The organism is Streptomyces sp. NPDC037389 (assembly GCF_040636475.1).
Classification (GTDB): domain Bacteria; phylum Actinomycetota; class Actinomycetes; order Streptomycetales; family Streptomycetaceae; genus Streptomyces; species Streptomyces hesseae.
In genome coordinates, this window is record NZ_JBEZUS010000007.1 from 87830 (window position 1) to 104674 (window position 16845).

Sequence of the window (16845 nt, forward strand, 5' to 3'; positions counted from 1 at the left end):
CGGTGAACCGTATCCGGATGGCTCAGCGGCCGGCGGGGCCGCCGAAGCGCGACCGGTCAGTGCTTGGCGGGCAGGAAGCCCACCCGGTCGTACGCCCGGGCCAGGGTGTCCGCCGCGACGGCCCGGGCCTTCTCCGCGCCCTTGGCCAGCACCGCGTCCAGCTCGGCCGGGTCGTCCAGATACTCCTGGGTACGGGCGCGGAAGGGGGTGACCCACTCCACCATGACCTCGGCGAGGTCGGTCTTGAGCGCGCCGTAGCCCTTGCCCTCGTACTTCCGCTCCAGCTCGGCGATGGTGGTGCCGGTGAGCGTGGCGTAGATCGTGAGGAGATTGCTGACGCCCGGCTTCTTCTCGGCGTCGAAGCGGATGACCGTGTCGGTGTCGGTGACCGCGCTCTTGATCTTCTTCGCCGAGACCTTGGGCTCGTCGAGCAGGTTGATCAGGCCCTTGGGGTTGGCCGTCGACTTGCTCATCTTCGCCGACGGGTCCTGAAGGTCGTAGATCTTCGCCGTCTCGCGGACGATGTGCGCCGACGGGAGGGTGAAGGTGTCGCCGAAGCGGCCGTTGAAGCGCTCGGCCAGGTCGCGCGTGAGCTCGATGTGCTGGCGCTGGTCCTCGCCCACCGGCACCGCGTCCGCCTGGTAGAGGAGGATGTCGGCGACCTGGAGGATCGGGTACGTGAACAGGCCGACCGTGGTGGCGCCGGCGCCCTGCTTGGCGGACTTGTCCTTGAACTGCGTCATGCGCGAGGCCTCGCCGAAGCCGGTGAGGCAGTTCATCACCCAGCCGAGCTGCGCGTGCTCCGGGACGTGGCTCTGGACGAACAGCGTGCAGCGCTCCGGGTCCAGCCCGGCGGCCAGCAGCTGGGCGGCCGCGACACGGGTGTTGGCCCGCAGCTCCTTGGGGTCCTGCGGCACGGTGATCGCATGGAGGTCGACGACCATGTAGAAGGCGTCGTGGGACTCCTGCAGAGCCACGTACTGACGGACCGCACCGAGGTAGTTCCCGAGGTGGAACGAGCCTGCGGTGGGCTGGATACCGGAGAGAGCGCGCGGACGATCAAGGGCCATGCACAACATTCTCTCAGGTGCGGGAGCGGACTCGGTTCAGCTGTGGAAAACCGCGCCCACCGAGGGTGTACGGCGGGTGTACAAAGGCGTCAGCATCAGCCCCGGAGTGGAACGGAGCACATGGTGACCGCCACGGAACGCAGCATCGCCGCCGCCGAGAAGTACAGCGCGCACAACTACCATCCGCTGCCGGTCGTCGTCGCGACCGCGCAGGGCGCCTGGATGACCGACGTCGAGGGCCGCCGCTATCTCGACATGCTCGCCGGCTACTCGGCGCTGAACTTCGGCCACGGCCACCGACGACTGATCAACGCGGCCAAGGAGCAGCTCGACAGAGTGACCCTGACCTCCCGCGCCTTCCACCACGACCGCTTCGGCGAGTTCTGTACCGAGCTCGCGGAGCTGTGCGGGATGGAGATGGTCCTGCCCATGAACACGGGCGCGGAGGCCGTGGAGACGGCGGTGAAGACCGCCCGCAAGTGGGGCTACCGCGTCAAGGGCGTCCCCGACGGCAAGGCGAAGATCGTCGTGGCGGACAACAACTTCCACGGCCGCACGACCACGATCATCAGCTTCTCCACGGACGAGGAGGCCCGGGCGGACTACGGCCCGTACACGCCGGGCTTCGAGATCGTCCCGTACGGCGACCTGGCGGCGCTGGAGGCCGCCGTCGACGAGCACACCGTGGCCGTGCTGCTGGAGCCCATCCAGGGCGAGGCGGGCGTCCTGGTGCCCCCGGCCGGCTATCTGGCGGGCGTCCGCCGGCTCACACGGGAGCGGAACGTCCTCTTCATGGCCGACGAGATCCAGTCCGGGCTGGGCAGAACGGGCCGGACGTTCGCCTGCGAGCACGAGGACGTCGTCCCGGACGTCTACATCCTGGGCAAGGCGCTCGGCGGCGGCGTCGTGCCGGTCTCGGCGGTCGTCTCCTCGCGCGAGGTGCTGGGCGTCCACAAGCCGGGCGAACACGGTTCCACCTTCGGGGGGAATCCGCTGGCGTGCGCGGTGGCCCTGGAGGTCATCGCGATCCTCCGCTCCGGCGAGTACCAGGAACGCGCGGCCCGCCTCGGCGACCACCTCCACCACGAACTCGGCCTCCTGGCGGGCGGCCCGGCCGTCACGGCCGTCCGCGGCCGGGGCCTGTGGGCGGGCGTCGACATCGCTCCGGAGATCGGCACGGGCCGCGAGGTCTCGGAGCGGCTGATGGCGCGCGGGGTGCTCGTCAAGGACACCCACGGCGCGACGATCCGCATCGCCCCGCCGCTGGTCATCAGCAAGGAGGACCTGGACTGGGGGCTGGAGCGACTGCGGGAGGTGCTGGCGGCCGGCTGAGACGGGGGCGGGGGCGCGGGACGAGCAGCGCCCCCGCGCGTTTGACGTGCCGGGTGACGAGCGCGGTCTCCGCGCCCCGCACACCGGGCAGGGCGCCGACGCGGACGGCGAGGTAGTCGTAGAGGGCGTCGGCGTCCCTGACGACGACGATCGCCATCATGTTGCTCGGCCCGGTGACGGCGGCGGCGTACGCGACCTCGGGGTGCCCGGCGAGGGCCGCGCCGACGGTGCCGAGTCCGGCCGGGGCGACGCTCAGCCACAGCACGGCCTCGCAGGCGAACCCGTAGAGCGCCGGGTCGATGTCGACGTCGAAGTACAGCGCCCCGGTTGCCCGGAGTTCCTCGATCCGGCGCCGGACGGTGGACTCCGACCAGCCGGTGGCGGCGGCCAGTTCGGGGACGGCGGCGCGGCCGTCCCGGGCGAGGACGTCCAGGAGGCGCCGGTCGGCGGCGGTGGGTTCCAGCCGGACGAGGGTCGTGGGCGCCGACCGGGACAGCACCGCGACCTGCCGCGCGTCGAGCGCTCCGGTACGCTCCGGCCAGCCGGCCGTACCGGCGACCGGGCGCAGCACGCAGTGGGCCGTCACCCCGGTGATTCGCGGTGTCCTGGGCAGCTTGGACAACAGCAGGCTCCCCGGGCCCGAGCCGCCCCGGGCCCGGGTCATGCAGGTGACCTCGGTGCCGCCGGAGGCGAGCCCGACCCATGAGGTGTCCGCCCGCTCGGCCAGCGCGGCGGCGATCGCGGCCGAGGCGTCGGGCGCGCACTGGATGCGTACGCCCCAGTCGACCAGGCCGAGGCTCCGGGCGTCCGGCAGCCCGACGACGCGCAGCGCGCCGTCCACGCGCAGCCGGTGGTAACGGCGGGCGACCGTACGGTCCGAGGTGCCGAGAACGGCGGCGATGCGGCTGAAGGAGGCGCGTCCGTCGATCTGGAGGGCGTGGGCCAACTGCCGGTCGAGTAGGTCGAGATCGCGTATGCCGGAATCCACCGGAAGACGGTATCGGATGTCGGATTCCGTCAGGGCGTGGGCGGATGGGGACGCGGGCCACCGGTGCCGGTGAGGGTCGTCGGCATGACGAAACGGAATGAACTCGATCCCGTCGCGCGCACCGCGCTGCTCACCGCGGCGCAGCGGGCCCGTGAATCGGCCAGGGCGGACGCTCTCTTCCACGACCCGTTCGCCGAGGCCCTTGCCGGGCCTCCGGGCATGGCCCTGCTGGACGCCTTCGGCGACACGCCGCTGCTCTCGGTCCGGACGCGGTTCTTCGACGAGGCGGTCAAGAGCGCGGTGGGGTACGGGGGTCCCCACCGGCTCGTGATCGTCGCGGCGGGGATGGACACCCGGGCGTACCGGCTGGGGCTGCCCGGCGATGTGACGGTCTACGAACTGGACCGGCCGGAGGTCCTGGCCCGCAAGGAACGGCTGCTGGACGGCACCGCCGCACCGACGTGCCGCCGGGTCGGCGTGGGTGCCGACCTCGCGGCGGCCGACTGGGGCGAGGTCCTGGCCGACGCGGGGTTCCGGGCGGCCGACGGGCCGACGTGCTGGCTGGTGGAAGGGCTGAACCAGTACCTGGCGGAGCCGGACGCGCTCGCGCTCCTCGACCGGATCTCGGCCCTGTCCGCGCCGGGCAGCCGGCTCCTGACCGATTTCGTGCCCGCCGCGCTCCTCTCCGCCCCCGAAGCCCGCCCGCTGCTGCGGCTGATGGCGGAGTGGGGCGCGCCGTGGCGGTACGGCACGGACGAGCCCGGGGCGCTGCTCGCGGGGCTCGGGTGGCGGTCCGAGGTGCGGTCGTTCGCCGAGGTGGGCGAGGAGCTGGGACGGTGGCTGCCGGGCGGGCGCGAGCTGTCGGGATGGCTGGTGGAGGCGGTGCGGTAGCCGGTGAAGGCGGTGCGGTAGCCGGTGAAGGCGGTGCGGTAACGGTCACCCTTCCGGGAGGATCACGTGCGGGACGAAGCGTGCGTACCCGTCCGTGACCAGGCCCGACGACTCCCGGATGCCCAGCCCGGCGGGCTCGCCGTCGACCACCCAGGCGCCCAGCACCACGTGGTTGCCGTCGAAGTCGGGGAGCGGGGCGAGTTCCTGGTAGCAACAGGGCTCGTCCCGGGTCGCGGGGGCGGGGGCGGGGGTCTCCCCGGCCGGGTGGAGGGTGACGCCCGCGCCCTCGCGGCCGAAGAGCGGCTTGGCGGCCCAGCCGCCTTCGCGCGCGAGTTCGCGGGGGCCGTCCAGATAGGCGGGCAGCAGATTCGGGTGCCCGGGAAAGAGTTCCCAGAGCACGGCCAGCAGCGCCTTGTTGGACAGCAGCATCTTCCACGCCGGTTCGATCCACAGCGTGGAACCCGTACCGCCGCCGTTGTCGAGCGTGTCGAGCACGTGCGGGCCGAAGTCGTCCCCCGCCAGCCATTCCCAGGGGTAGAGCTTGAAACAGGCCCGGATGAAACGGAGTTTCTTGTCGACGAAACGGCCGGAGAGGCCGTCCCAGCCGATGTCCTCCATGGAGATGACGTCCGTCGCGATGCCCGCCTGTTCCGCCGTCTCGCGGAGATAGGCGACGGTCATCAGGTCCTCGCCCAATTCATCGCCGATGGAATGCGCGAAATGCACGGGCGCGCCGGGCGGCAGCAGGTCCGCCTGGCGGCGCCAGGTGTCGACGAGCCGTTCGTGGAGGGAATTCCACTGGTCGGCGTCGGGAACGCCGGCGAAGCGTTCCTCCATCCAGAACCACTGCGGACCGGCCGCCTCCACGAGGGAGGTCGGTGTGTCGGCGTTGTACTCCAGCATCTTCGCGGGGCCGCCGCGCCCGTCGTAGCGCAGGTCGAAGCGTCCGTAGAGGGAGGGGAGTTCGTCGCGCCGGTGCCAGGACTCGCCGATCAGGGCCGTGAGACGGGGGTCGGTGAGGCCCAGGTCGGCGAAGCGGTCGTGTTCCACGATGTGCGCGGCCGCGGCCAGGCACATCGTGTGGAGCTCCTCGACGACGCCCTCCAGTGCCTCGATCTCGGGCAGCGTGAAGGAGTAGTACGCGCTCTCGTCCCAGTACGGCCGCAGGGAGCCGTCAGGGTGGCGGGTGAGCGGATAGATCAGGCCCTGTTCCTCGACAGTGTTCTGCCAGCCGGGACGGGGGGTGGTGCGATGGCGGCGCATGACCCGGGATCAGCCGCCGCTCGAACCGGATTGGCCCTTGGAGGAGGAACAGCCGAATCCGCCCCGGGAAACGGCCTTGCTCTTGTCGAACGTACCGGTCTTGGCATAGCTGCCGGAATTGCCGGAGTTGTAGTACCAGGTGCCGCCGGAACCGCCGCTGCCACTGCCGCTGTTCTTCTTGCAGGACTTCGAGTCGAGGACCTTGTAGCCCTTCCCCGCTTCATAGCTGTTGCGGTCGACACAGCGTTTGTCCGGTTCGGATCCGCAGGAGGTGAGGGCGGTGGCGAGCACGCCCATTCCGCCCAATATGACCGTGCTGGACCGCAAACGCCGTCGCGTTTTCTTCTCCATGCGCTGACGCCCCCGTCGCGTGAACAGTTCGAAAGTTCGTCCACCCTAAACCGGGGTACGGAAGATCATTTCGTGAGGGTGTGCCGGGCCTCCCAGACCCTCGCGGAGATCCGTGCCAGCAGGCGGGCGGCGGGATCGCCCGTGTCCTCCCCGTTGGCGAGGGGCCCGGCGTAGCAGACGGCGATCGTGTACGGCCCGGCGTCGGGCGGGTGGACGACGGCGGCGCTGTGCCGCACCCCGGGGAACCAGCCGTTCTTCCCCGCCAGCCGGGTCCCCGGCGGCAGCCCCGCCGCCAGGTCCACACGGTGGACGTTGCCCTCCAGCAGGGCGAGCAGCTCCGGCTCCAGAGACTCCAGCAGCCGGACCAGGTCCCCCGCCGTGACCAGGTTGCGCACACCCGCCGCGCGCCCCGGCGCGTCCTCGATTCCGCGCGGTGTATCACTGCCGCGCGCCCCCGCCCGCTCCCACACGCGGGCCACGGCCTCGCGGCCGGCCTCGGCGAGGCAGAGGTTGGTGGCCAGGTTGGAGGAGTGGGTCACCATCCGCCCGGCGAGCCAGCGCAACGACGCGGTGCCGCCGAGGAGTTCCCATGGCTCGTCGTCGCTGTCGTAGGACCGCTCGTTGGCGAAAGAGGCGGTCCCCGTCACAGAGACGAAACGATTGACGACCGGAATCCGCCTGTCGAGGTCGGCCCCGCCGCGGTGGAGCGCCGCGAGCACGGCCACCTTCATCGTGCTCGCCGCGTCATACGGCACGTCCGGGTTCCGCTCGACGACGGGAGCGCGCCGCCAGGGCGCCACGACCAGTGAAAGCACGAGTCGACTTTAGGGTCCCGGTCCAGGGTCCGGGAGGCTCCCTCGCCCTACAGTCGGAGACGTGTTCCTCGGCATGCTCTGCGCACTCGGCACCGCGGTCTGCTTCGGCACCGCGTCCGTCCTCCAGGCCGTAGCGACCCGGGCCACCGCGCCCGGCACGGGCTCCGGCGTGGATCCGATGCTCCTGATGCGGGCGTTGCGCCAGTGGCGCTACCTCGCCGGGCTCGCCCTGGACGGCGTGGGCTTCCTGCTGGAGCTCGTCGCCCTCCGCAGCCTGCCCATCTACGCGGTGAGCGCCGCCCTCGCCGCGAGCCTGGCCGTCACCGCCGTCACCGCCTCGCGCGTGCTGCGCGTGCGGCTCAGCGGCGTGGAGTGGGCGGCGGTACTGGTGGTGTGCGGCGGGCTGGCGATGCTGGGCCTGTCCTCCGGCGCGGAGGGCACGGGTACGGGCGACACCGCGCTACGGGTCGGCGTCCTGGTCGCGGCGGTGGGCGTCCTCGCCTTCGGCGCGGCGGCGGGCCGGGCACGGGGGCGGGCCCGGGCGGCGGCCCTGGGCCTGGGCGCGGGCTTCGGCTTCGGCGTCGTGGAGGTCGCGGTGCGTCTGATCGACGACTTCGCGCCCTCCGCCGTGCTGACCAACCCCGCGTCCTATGCGCTGCTGATCGGCGGCGGGGCGGCGTTTCTGCTCCTGACCTCGGCGTTGCAGCGCGGCTCGGTCACGGCCGCCACGGCGGGCATGGTCATCGGCGAGACCCTCGGCCCGTCCTGGGTGGGCGTCGCCTGGCTCGGCGACCGCACACGGGAGGGGCTGATGCCGCTCGCCGTGACGGGCTTCGCGCTGGCGGTGCTGGGCGCGCTGGCCCTGGCCCGGTTCGGGGAGGCGCCGACGGAGGAGTGAGCGGCCTGGCAGACGTTCCGGCGGACGTATTCAGCAGGTGTGGGGCTGCATGGAGTGGGGTAGGCGCTGCCATGTCGTCGGCAACGACAGCGGGGCGACCGGCCGACCGTAAGGCCGCCGATCGCCCCGCGCCACGCCTGGGGCGTGGCTAGTCCTGGTCGATGCCGCGCGCGTGCTCCAGGGTCCAGGTCTCCTGGAACTCCGGCTTCGGCGGCACGACTTCGATCTGGGCACCACGGTGGCCCGCCCGCAGGGCGAGGCCCTTCTCCGTGAGGATCTTGACGCCGCCGAGCACACCCTCGAACGTGAACTTCGCCAGCTCGGGGCGCGGGACGTTGTTGACGAAGAGCTTGTCTTCGGCGATCACCAGACCGGCGGTGTCGTGGCTGGCGAGGCGGATCACATACGGCGAGCCGGGTACGGGCTCGACGGGCTCGATGATCCACTCCTGCTCGATCGGGAGCGGGTTGAACCGGTCGACGATCACGGGCGCGCCGTGCTTCACGGCATACTCCGTGGCCGTCACCAGGGAGGACGGACCGATGATGTGCGCGTGGATCTTGTAGATGCCCGGCTTGATCGGAATCGGGGGCATGGGCGTGATGTCCTCTCTCACGGTCCGCTTCCACCGACGGCAGGCCGCCGCCGGCGCACGACCTCCACCCTTGCGGCGCGTTCGGGCGCCGCATAGGGCGGTATATCGCCAAGGCGATTACGGCGCGGAGTGATCGATCGCGCTTGCGAATCCAGGTCGACCTACCGGGGGACAGCGGGCACATCTGCCGCGCCAAGGGGAGGTATAGCCGCTACCGTGGTCCTGCGACGTCCACCCGGTCGGGCCCCCGGTGGCTGTGCCAGCCAGGCATGGTCGACGGACGCGTAGCGAAGCCCATCGCCGGGGGTACGGCGGTAGGGCCTCTTGGAAAGATGCATGCTGCACCCCTCGCTAATACTGCTGGCGAAGGCTGCAGGCGAAGCCCTACCACCAGGGCGCGGCGGCAGGGCTTCTTCGAAGGATGCCGGCTGGACCCCTCGCTAGCTTATGTGGCGAGGGGTACAGCCGGTGAGTCACCTCCAGCCACCACCGAATCGCTGCCACGGCCATGGCGCCAAGCATCGGCGCCGACCAGCGGTAGATCCGGTAGAGCTGGGCCCTCAGGTGACTACAGTCCTTCTTTTTGCGATGGCGCACGTGCTGCGCCTTTCTCCCGAGGTGGGTAACGGCCCACCGGTCATCCCTCTCAACGGAGGGCTGACCATGGGCGCGGCCACCCGGTGGCTCCGGGGAGGCCGCGCCCCAAACAGCCCCCCGTGCGGATGGCTGACCGTTGCGGGCGCCCCGGAAAGACCGGCACGTCACTGCGTCATCAGGCGTGAGCGTAGCCCTGGTTCGCATCATATGATGCCGGATTACGGCGAGTTGACACCTATTGAGGGATCGATGACGCATTCGTTCTAACAGGCGGGCAGCGGACGCGCGTTCCCCATGCTGACGGCGCGCACGGAGGTGGGCCAGACGCCGGCCGGGAGGAACAGGGCAGGCCCTATGGGAGCTTTGCTGTCGCGGACGGGTATGAGGTCGTCGGGTATATGACCACCGCCATGGGCGTCCACCAACGCGTATCGCACGGCTGAACCATTCGTAACCGTACGGGTGTTGGAGCACCGGAACGTGCCCTTCGGCACGTCCCCGTGGAGTACGTTTCGGCGCAGACGAATCGACCCCCGGCGGTGCTCGCAACACCAGTCCGGGGGTCTACACCCACGAGGACCTGCTCCGAAGGGCCCCCACAGATGCGCCGCCATGCTACCGCTCCCACCCGCTTCTACACCCCGATCTCGAACGAGATCATCCGTCATCCCCGGCTCTCCTCCGACGCCAAGTGCCTTCTGCAATGGCAGCTTTCGCTTCCCGATGGCGTCGACGAGTCCCTCTCCGAGTCCGCCCGGCACGCCGGGATCAAGAAGACCGCCTTCGGTCGCGCCAAGCGCGAACTGATCGCCGAGGGCTACGTCCACGAGTGGAAGCTCTCCGGGCCCCGAGGACGCTGGTCCACGACACAGCTCGTATCGAATGTCCCGCTGACAACGGCCGAGGCGCTGGCCATCCGGGACAAGGGCGAGCAGTCCCCGCCGACGGCCACTCCTCCGGCCCCCGGACGTCCGGCCGACCAAGCCGTCGGCCGTTCCCAGGAAAACACCGGGGAGGAGACCCCCAACCCTCCCCTCCCGCCTGCCGATCGCGGCGCCGACGCCCTCACCGCCGTCACCCGCTCCGAACGGAGGCTCCGCCTCTCCGGGCGGGACATTCGCGCGCTCGCGCCGCTCGCGTCGGAGTGGCTCGCCCGAGGGGCCACGCTCGCCGAGCTGCGCGAAGCGCTGACGTCCGGCCTCCCGGACGTCGTCCGCTCCCCCGCCGGGCTGACGCGCGACCGGCTCACGCGCAAGATGCCGGACCCGGCGCCCGAGCCGACGCCCCCGCCCAATCCCCTGCGCTCCTGCGCGGGCGGCTGCGGGCGGGTGTTCCGTCCGGTCACGGACGAGGCGGCCTGCCGCGAGTGCCGCACGGACGCGGCCGCTGACGACGCCTCCGGCGCCATCGCCGCCACCAGACGCGGCATGGCCGCGATCCGGGACATCCTCGCAGCTCAGACGTGATTGTCAGTGGGGCCGTGCATCATCGTCCACATGACTGAGAGCACGCTGCACGACCTCGCCCGGACGCTTCTGCCCGCCGACCTCGCCGAGCGCTGGATTTCTCTTCTGCGCCCGGCCGCGCGGCTGGTGACGACCCCGGAGCCGGGGGCGGAGGACGTGGTGGTCGGGCGGCTGGGCGGGCTGCCCGAGCTGCCGGAGGACATGGCGTGGCCGGTGTGGGAGGGGCGCGGGCCGCTGTCGTTCATCGCGTCCGTCGACTGTGCCGCACTGCCCAAGGGCGCGCTGGACATAGCGCTGCCCGCCGACGGGACGCTGTCGTTCTTCTACTTCGACGGACAGATCGACGACGGCGGCGCCCTGGTCTGGTCCGAGGACCCGGAGACGTGGGTGGGCGCCCGGGTGATCCACGTCCCGGCCGGGGTCGCGGTGGCCGAGCGTGACTGGCCCGTCGTCGACGACGAGGACGTGGAGTTCGAGCCGTACCGGGCGGTGCCGCTGACGGCCCGTGTGGAGTGGACGGCGCCCGACTCCTGGCACCCGGACTTCCTCTCGGCCCTGCGCCGCGACGGCGACGCCGGGGACCAGGACCATCCGAGTCACCCCGCCGAGGCCGAGGCGTTCGTCGAAGCGCTGTGGGATCTGGAGCGGGCCGCCGACCATCTCATCGGCGGACACGCCAACCCCGTTCAGGGTCCCGTGGAGGACGAGATCGCCCATGGATACCTCCGGCGCGACGGCGCCGACATCCCCTGGAGCGACCCCCGCATCGCCGACGAGGCCCGGCGCTGGACGCTCCTCGCCCAGATCGACACCGACGACGCCGCCGACATGATGTGGGGCGACTGCGGCGCCCTCTACTGGCTCATACGCCCCGAGGACCTTGCCGCCGGCCGCTTCGATCAAGCGATGTTCACCATGCAGTGCTGCTGAGCACGGTGAATCCCGCTGTCACGACGCCGGCGGTAGGACGTCGATGAGCGTCTCCAGCGCCCCCGCGAAGGCGTGCTTCGCGGGGGTGCCGTAGGCCACGATCAGGCCGTCGCGGCCGTCCGGCACCGGGGATGGGGTGGACTCGTCCACGGCCGCGTGGCGGAAGGCGCTCAGGCCCTGCACCGCCAGGCCCCGCCAAGCGGCGGCCTGGATGGTGGCGTGCTCGGTGCCCGGGGGGAGTTCGAGCCCGGCGTGGAGGCCGGCGGCGATGCCGGTGACGCGGATGTGGGGGGCGTGCCGGGCGAGGGCGGAGACGAGGTCGTCGCGGCGGCGGCGATAGTGGAGGCGCATGGCGCGGATGTGACGGTCGTAGCCGCCGGAGTTGATGAATTCGGCGAGGGTGAGCTGGTCGAGGACTCCCATGCCCCATTCGCCGGACCGTCGCAGGTCCACGACGTCGGCGACGAGGTGTTCGGGGAGGACGAGCCAGGCCAGGCGCAAGCCGGGGGCGAGGGATTTGCTGGCGGTGCCGCAGTAGACGACATGCTCGGGGGCCAGGCCCTGGAGGGCGCCGACGGGCTGGCGGTCGTAGCGGAACTCGCCGTCGTAGTCGTCCTCGACGATCAGGCCGCCTGTGCGGGAGGCCCAGTCGGCGACGGCGGCGCGGCGGTCGGGGTGGAGGGGGACGCCCGTGGGGAACTGGTGGGCGGGGGTGAGGAGGACGGAACGGACGTTCCGCCGCGCCTCGTCGTCCAGCTCGGCGACCCGCGCACCGTGGCCGTCCACGGTCAGCGGGGCCGTCCGGATCCCGGCCCGTTCGACGATGTCGTGGTGGATCCAGAGTCCGTACGACTCGACACCCATCGACCTCACGCCGCGCTGCCTCAGCACTCGTCCCAGTAGGGCGAGCCCCTGGCTGAAGCCCGCGCACAGCACGATGCGTTCGGGGGTCGTACGGACGCCGCGCGCCCGCGCGAGATAGCCGGCGAGGGCTTCGCGCAGCTCGGGGCGGCCCCGGCCGTCGCCGTAGCCGAAGGCCTCGTGGGGGACGGCGGTCATGGCGCGACGGGCGGCGGAGAGCCAGGCGGCGCGGGGGAAGGAGGACACGTCGCACGGGCCGGCGCGCAGGTCGTGGACGGGCGGCGGCGGGGTGCGGGGCGGGGTGGCGCGACGGTGGGCGGGGGCCGGGCGGGGTGGCGCGGTGCGGGCGGCCACCCGGGTGCCGGAGCCCTGCCGGGCGGTGAGCCAGCCCTCCGCGACGAGCTCGCCGTAGGCGTCGGCGACGGTGTTGCGGGCGAGCCCGAGGTCGGCGGCGAGGGAGCGGGAGGAGGGCAGCCGGGTGCCGGGGGCCAGTCGCCCGGAACGTACGGCTTCGCGCAGCGCGTCGGTGAGCGAGGCGCGCACGCCGCGCTCCCCCGCGCCGGTGCCTGTTCCCGCCTCGGTGCCCGTTCCGGCTCCGGCCACGGCCCCCGCGTCCGCGCCCGCGCGGGGAAGGTCCAGGTGGAGGTCCACCCCGGAAATGGCCCACGTTTTCTCCATGGGAATGGACCATACCGCTGGGCTATCGGTGGCGTAGCGTCGGTGGCATGACGACGACACCCGAGACACCCGGGACAAGCGCACACCAGCACGGCCCCCGCATGGACTTCTACAAGCACGCCCCCGAGGTCCGGAAGGCGATGTTCGCCCTCTCGAAGGCCGCGAACGAGGGCGTGGACCCGGTCATCGGCGAGCTGGTGAAGATCCGCGCCTCACAGCTCAACCACTGCGCGTTCTGCATCGACATGCACGTCAAGGACGCCCGCAAGGCGGGCGAGTCGGAGGCGCGCATCTACCTTCTCAACGCCTGGGAGGAGGCCACCGGCTACTACACCGAGAAGGAGCAGGCGGCCCTCGCCCTCACCGAGGCCATCACGGTCCTCACGGACGGCTTCGTCCCGGACGAGGTCTACGAGCGCGCCGCGCGCCACTTCTCCGAGGAGGAGCTGGCGCACCTCATCGCCGCGATCATCGTGATCAACTCCTGGAACCGCATCAGCGTCTCGACGCGCGTCCAGCCGGGGTCCTACCAGCCCTGATTCGATCTTGGGTAGGCTCGGGCCACGGCACCGCGCGTCGGTCACCGGCCGGGTGAGGCGTGGAGGTGCCCGAGATGCCCTCGGAGGCACTTACACCTTGTCAGTTCAGCTGAACCACACCATCGTCGCGTCCAAGAACAACCGCGAGTCGGCGGAGTTCTTCGCCCACATCCTCGGGCTGGAGATCGGTGAGCCGTGGGGACCGTTCGTCCCTGTCGTCCTCGCCAATGGCGTGACGCTCGATTTCGCGCCCGTTCCGCCCGGGGCGCCCGTCTCGCCGCAGCACTACGCCTTCCTCATCTCCGAGGAGGAATTCGACGCGGCGTTCGCGCGCATCCAGGAAGCCGGGATCACCTATTGGGCCGATCCGCGCCGGCAGCGGCCGATGGAGATCAACCACAATGACGGTGGCCGGGGCGTGTACTTCCCGGACCCCGCAGGCCACTTCATGGAGATCATCACCCGCCCGTACGGCGGCTGATCCCCCGGGCCCATAAGGGCCGAACGGGTGGAGTGGCCCACGTTCTCCGAGGAGAAGTGGACCACTCCACCCGCCTCTCGCGGGCCTACGGTCGTTCGTATGAGAGCGAACGACGACGCGGCGACGAAGGCGGCAACCGCCTTCCGGGCCCGCCATCACAGCAGTGCCACCGACGGTCCGCTCGTGCTGCCCGGCCCCTGGGACCCGGCCAGCGCCCGGGCCTTCGCCGATGCCGGGTTCCGGGCCCTGGCGACGCCGAGCGCGGGGGTCTCGGCATCGCTGGGATACGCGGACGGAGAAGCTCCGGCAGCGGAAATGCTGACGGCGGTGGGCCGGATCGTGCGGGCCGTCGCTGCCGAAGGGGCGGTCGTCACCGCCGACGTGGAGGACGGCTACGGGCTGCCGCCCCGTGAGCTCGTCGAACGCCTCCTGGAGACCGGCGTGGTCGGCTGCAACCTGGAGGACACCGACCGGCGGACCGGCCTGCTCAAGGAGCCGCGCGAGCAGGCCGACTGGCTGGCCGCCGTCGTGGCCGAGGCGGACGGACGGCTCGTCGTCAACGCCCGTATCGACACGTTCCTGAAGGGCGTCGAGGGCGCCGCCCCCGCCGTCGAACGCGGGCTGCTGTACGCCGCGGCCGGCGCCGACTGCGTCTACCCGATCCTCGCCCCCACCGGGCTGCTCGCGCCGATCGCCGAACGCGTCGGACTGCCGGTCAACGCCCTCGCCAAGCCCGGCGGCCCCTCCCCCTCCGAACTCGGCACGCTCGGCGCCGCCCGGGTCACCTTCGGGGGCGGGCTGCACCGGCGGGCGATGGCGGCGGTGGCGGAGATCGCCGCCGGGCTGCGGGACGGGTCCTAAGGGACAGGCGGCTGCCCGACGGGCGGCGCTCCGTCCGGCAGCAGCGCCCCCAGCACCCAGCCCATGTGCTCGGCGCCCGCCGTGATCAGCACCTGCTTCTCGCCGTCGCGGCACTCCGCGACCAGGGCCTCGCCGTCCAGGTACAGAACAGGGTCCGTGCGGTGGACGTGGCGGACGCGCTCCACTACCAGGGTGCCCGGCACGGCCTTGCGGAGCATACGGCCGGCGGGGTCGAGGGACGACACGAGCCTGCCGGGGCTCGCGACGAGCGTGCGGTAATCCTTCTCGCTGTACGGGACGTCACCGCTGATCGCGCCGGCGAATACCTCTTCCCGAGCAGGGATCCGCGGTGCGATCTCGACCGTGTCGGTCTCCTTCCGGCGGTCCCGGAGGGCGCACCGGACCATCGCGGCGGCCGCGATGGACGTGGCGACGGAGGCGGTCCAGCGCAGCGCCTCCGCCGTCGTGTCCATGAAGTAGCCGAACGGCGCCCCGGCCATCGCGATGCCGAGGGCCGCGACGAACGGGATCGAGGTCTGCCAAGGCGCGCGTCGCGGCGACCTGGCCGACCGGCGGGCCAGCCAGTACGCCGACCAGAGGAAGGCGAGGGAGAACGGCGCCAGCCCCAGGCCGACGGCGGCGGGGAAGCGGAAGTCGTTCGTCGGGGCCGCGTCGGTGTACTGCCGCTCGCCGCGGAAGCCGAACGCCCGGATCTCGCCCCTCCAGTACCAGGCCGTTACCTGGTCACCGGCCTTGACCACGTCGACGACCGGGTGCTGCCCCTTCAGCGGGACGAGCCGGCTCTTCCGGTCGCGGTCGGCGACGCGCAGCTCGTAGCTGGGCGTCTTCTTCATCTCGTCGCGGACGACCTTGACGACCGTGAGCGGCTCCGGCCGCAGGCAGTCGCCGGTCGTGGCGGTCGTGGCGGTCGAGCACATGGGTGCTGCCAGGAAGTCGCGCTCCTCGGCGCGCTTGGCGGGGGCGACCAGGAGGAGCAGGATGCCGACAGCTGTCGCCAGGACGACGCCGGCGGCCGCGTGGATGGCGGCCGCTCGGCGGTCCTCGCGGGTTGCGCGGGTTATGCGCCCAGGGTTGGACATAGGGGCATTGTGCGCCTACGGGTGGAGGGGGTGAGGGTGGGGGGTTGCCCCAGTGGTGGGGGGGGTTGCCCCAGTCCCGCCGGAGGTGCCCCCGGTTTCCCAGGGTCCCCGCCCCGGACCCCCGCTCCTCAAACGCCGGAGGGGCTGGATTCGGGCCGGCTCAGTTCATCCACTTCTTCCACTTGTCCGGGTGGCGGTCCACCCACCTCTTCGCCGCCGCCTCCGGCGCCAGCTTTTCCTCGGCGATCATCTGGGACACCTCGTTCTGGTCGGCCTTCGTCCAGCGGAATTCTTTGAGGAAGCGGGCCGCCTTGCCGCCCTTGTTCGCGAAGTCCGTGTTGAGGTACTTCTTCAGGGACGTCGTCGGGTACGCGCAGTCGATGGCCGACGGGTCCTTCGCGCCCTTGTCCGCGCAGGCGTCCGTGTACTCCGGGAGCTTCACCTCGACCATCGGGACCTCGTTGAAGAGCCACTGGGGCTCGTACCAGTAGGTCAGGAAGGGCTTCTTCTCCTTCGCGAACTGCTTGATCTGCGTGATCTGCGCGGCCTCCGACCCCGCGAAGACGACCTGGTAGTCCAGCTTCAGGTTCTTCACCAGCGCCTTGTCGTTGGTGACGTACGACGGGGAACCGTCGAGGAGCTGGCCCTTCCCTCCGCTCTCGGAAGTCTTCAGCTGCGCGGCGTATTTGTTGAGGTTCTTCCAGTCCAGAACGTCGGGGTGGGCGTCGGCGAAGTACTTGGGGACCCACCAGCCGATGTGGCCGGTGACCCCGAGGTCGCCGCCCGCCGTGATCGTCTTCTTGTCCCGGACGTAGCGCTTCTCCTGGTCCGGGTGGCCCCAGTCCTCCATGATCGCGTCCACGCGGCCCTGGCTGAGGGCGTCCCAGGCCGGGACCTCGTCCACCTGCACGGTGTCCACGCGGTAGCCCAGCTCGTGCTCCAGCAGGTACTGCGCCACCGCCGCGTTGGCGCGGGCTCCGACCCACGACTGCACGGAGAGGGTCACGGTCTTCGCACCCGCCGCGTTGGCGTACGGGGACGCCTGCTTGGTCATGTCCGCCGCGCCGCAACCGGTGGCGGCGGCCAGCAGGGCCGCTGTCGCGGCGACCGTCAATGCCTTGCGCTTCAT

At 71.5% G+C, this 16845-nt stretch carries 17 protein-coding genes; 8 read left to right on the forward strand and 9 right to left on the reverse strand.

All coding sequences use genetic code 11. The features are described from left to right. Positions 1-56: 56 nt before the first annotated feature. Positions 57-1076: a tryptophan--tRNA ligase gene (gene trpS / locus AB0E98_RS17080; RefSeq protein ID WP_361703626.1), complete on the reverse strand. Its 1020-nt coding sequence runs from the start codon at positions 1074-1076 to the stop codon at positions 57-59. A 117-nt stretch (positions 1077-1193) separates the two neighbouring features. On the opposite strand from trpS, the gene rocD reads away from it, so the two are divergent. After that, a complete protein-coding gene (gene rocD, locus AB0E98_RS17085; RefSeq protein ID WP_361702930.1) occupies positions 1194-2402 on the forward strand; it encodes an ornithine--oxo-acid transaminase in 1209 nt (402 codons plus the stop codon). Here rocD and AB0E98_RS17090 read toward each other — a convergent pair. Next, positions 2341-3390, reverse strand: coding sequence for an AsnC family transcriptional regulator (locus AB0E98_RS17090; RefSeq protein WP_361702932.1), 1050 nt, complete (start codon positions 3388-3390; stop codon positions 2341-2343). The two genes, rocD and AB0E98_RS17090, sit on opposite strands and share 62 nt — an antisense overlap. Positions 3391-3474: 84 nt before the next feature. Here AB0E98_RS17090 and AB0E98_RS17095 point away from each other — a divergent pair, with 84 nt between their 5' ends. Beyond that, complete coding sequence (locus AB0E98_RS17095) at positions 3475-4281, forward strand: SAM-dependent methyltransferase (protein WP_361702934.1); 807 nt, start codon at positions 3475-3477, stop codon at positions 4279-4281. A gap of 45 nt (positions 4282-4326) precedes the next feature. Here AB0E98_RS17095 and AB0E98_RS17100 read toward each other — a convergent pair whose 3' ends face one another. From AB0E98_RS17100 to AB0E98_RS17110, 3 genes are all read right to left on the reverse strand, one after another. Continuing rightward, positions 4327-5544, reverse strand: a complete 1218-nt coding sequence (locus AB0E98_RS17100; RefSeq protein WP_361702936.1) for a glutathionylspermidine synthase family protein — start codon at positions 5542-5544, stop codon at positions 4327-4329. 9 nt (positions 5545-5553) lie between these two features. Continuing rightward, positions 5554-5895 (reverse strand): hypothetical protein, encoded by a 342-nt coding sequence (locus tag AB0E98_RS17105; protein ID WP_361702938.1) that lies wholly within the window; start codon positions 5893-5895, stop codon positions 5554-5556. A gap of 65 nt (positions 5896-5960) precedes the next feature. Then, positions 5961-6710, reverse strand: coding sequence for a serine hydrolase (locus AB0E98_RS17110; RefSeq protein WP_361702940.1), 750 nt, complete (start codon positions 6708-6710; stop codon positions 5961-5963). A 73-nt stretch (positions 6711-6783) separates the two neighbouring features. Between AB0E98_RS17110 and AB0E98_RS17115 the strand changes: the two genes are divergently transcribed. Further along, entirely contained in the window at positions 6784-7608 is an 825-nt protein-coding gene (locus AB0E98_RS17115; RefSeq protein ID WP_361703628.1) for a hypothetical protein, read from the forward strand. Between the two features lie 148 nt (positions 7609-7756). On the opposite strand, the gene AB0E98_RS17120 is transcribed toward AB0E98_RS17115, so the two are convergent. Beyond that, positions 7757-8203 (reverse strand): hypothetical protein, encoded by a 447-nt coding sequence (locus tag AB0E98_RS17120; RefSeq protein WP_361702942.1) that lies wholly within the window; start codon positions 8201-8203, stop codon positions 7757-7759. A gap of 1199 nt (positions 8204-9402) precedes the next feature. On the opposite strand from AB0E98_RS17120, the gene AB0E98_RS17125 reads away from it, so the two are divergent. Beyond that, a complete protein-coding gene (locus tag AB0E98_RS17125) occupies positions 9403-10266 on the forward strand; it encodes a hypothetical protein (RefSeq protein WP_361702944.1) in 864 nt (287 codons plus the stop codon). Positions 10267-10296: 30 nt separating this feature from the next. Continuing rightward, positions 10297-11196 (forward strand): YwqG family protein, encoded by a 900-nt coding sequence (locus AB0E98_RS17130; RefSeq protein WP_361702947.1) that lies wholly within the window; start codon positions 10297-10299, stop codon positions 11194-11196. 18 nt (positions 11197-11214) lie between these two features. Here AB0E98_RS17130 and AB0E98_RS17135 read toward each other — a convergent pair whose 3' ends face one another. Then, a complete protein-coding gene (locus tag AB0E98_RS17135; RefSeq protein ID WP_361702950.1) occupies positions 11215-12735 on the reverse strand; it encodes a PLP-dependent aminotransferase family protein in 1521 nt (506 codons plus the stop codon). A gap of 47 nt (positions 12736-12782) precedes the next feature. On the opposite strand from AB0E98_RS17135, the gene AB0E98_RS17140 reads away from it, so the two are divergent. The 3 genes from AB0E98_RS17140 (at position 12783) to AB0E98_RS17150 (ending at position 14616) form a co-directional block, all read left to right on the forward strand. Then, positions 12783-13274 (forward strand): carboxymuconolactone decarboxylase family protein, encoded by a 492-nt coding sequence (locus AB0E98_RS17140; RefSeq protein ID WP_361702953.1) that lies wholly within the window; start codon positions 12783-12785, stop codon positions 13272-13274. Between the two features lie 97 nt (positions 13275-13371). Then, positions 13372-13755, forward strand: coding sequence for a VOC family protein (locus AB0E98_RS17145; protein ID WP_361702955.1), 384 nt, complete (start codon positions 13372-13374; stop codon positions 13753-13755). A gap of 99 nt (positions 13756-13854) precedes the next feature. Beyond that, positions 13855-14616: an isocitrate lyase/phosphoenolpyruvate mutase family protein gene (locus AB0E98_RS17150; protein WP_361702958.1), complete on the forward strand. Its 762-nt coding sequence runs from the start codon at positions 13855-13857 to the stop codon at positions 14614-14616. Here AB0E98_RS17150 and AB0E98_RS17155 read toward each other — a convergent pair. Continuing rightward, positions 14613-15716, reverse strand: coding sequence for a hypothetical protein (locus AB0E98_RS17155; protein ID WP_361702960.1), 1104 nt, complete (start codon positions 15714-15716; stop codon positions 14613-14615). The genes AB0E98_RS17150 and AB0E98_RS17155 overlap by 4 nt on opposite strands. Positions 15717-15876: 160 nt before the next feature. Then, positions 15877-16845, reverse strand: coding sequence for an ABC transporter substrate-binding protein (locus AB0E98_RS17160; protein WP_361702962.1), 969 nt, complete (start codon positions 16843-16845; stop codon positions 15877-15879).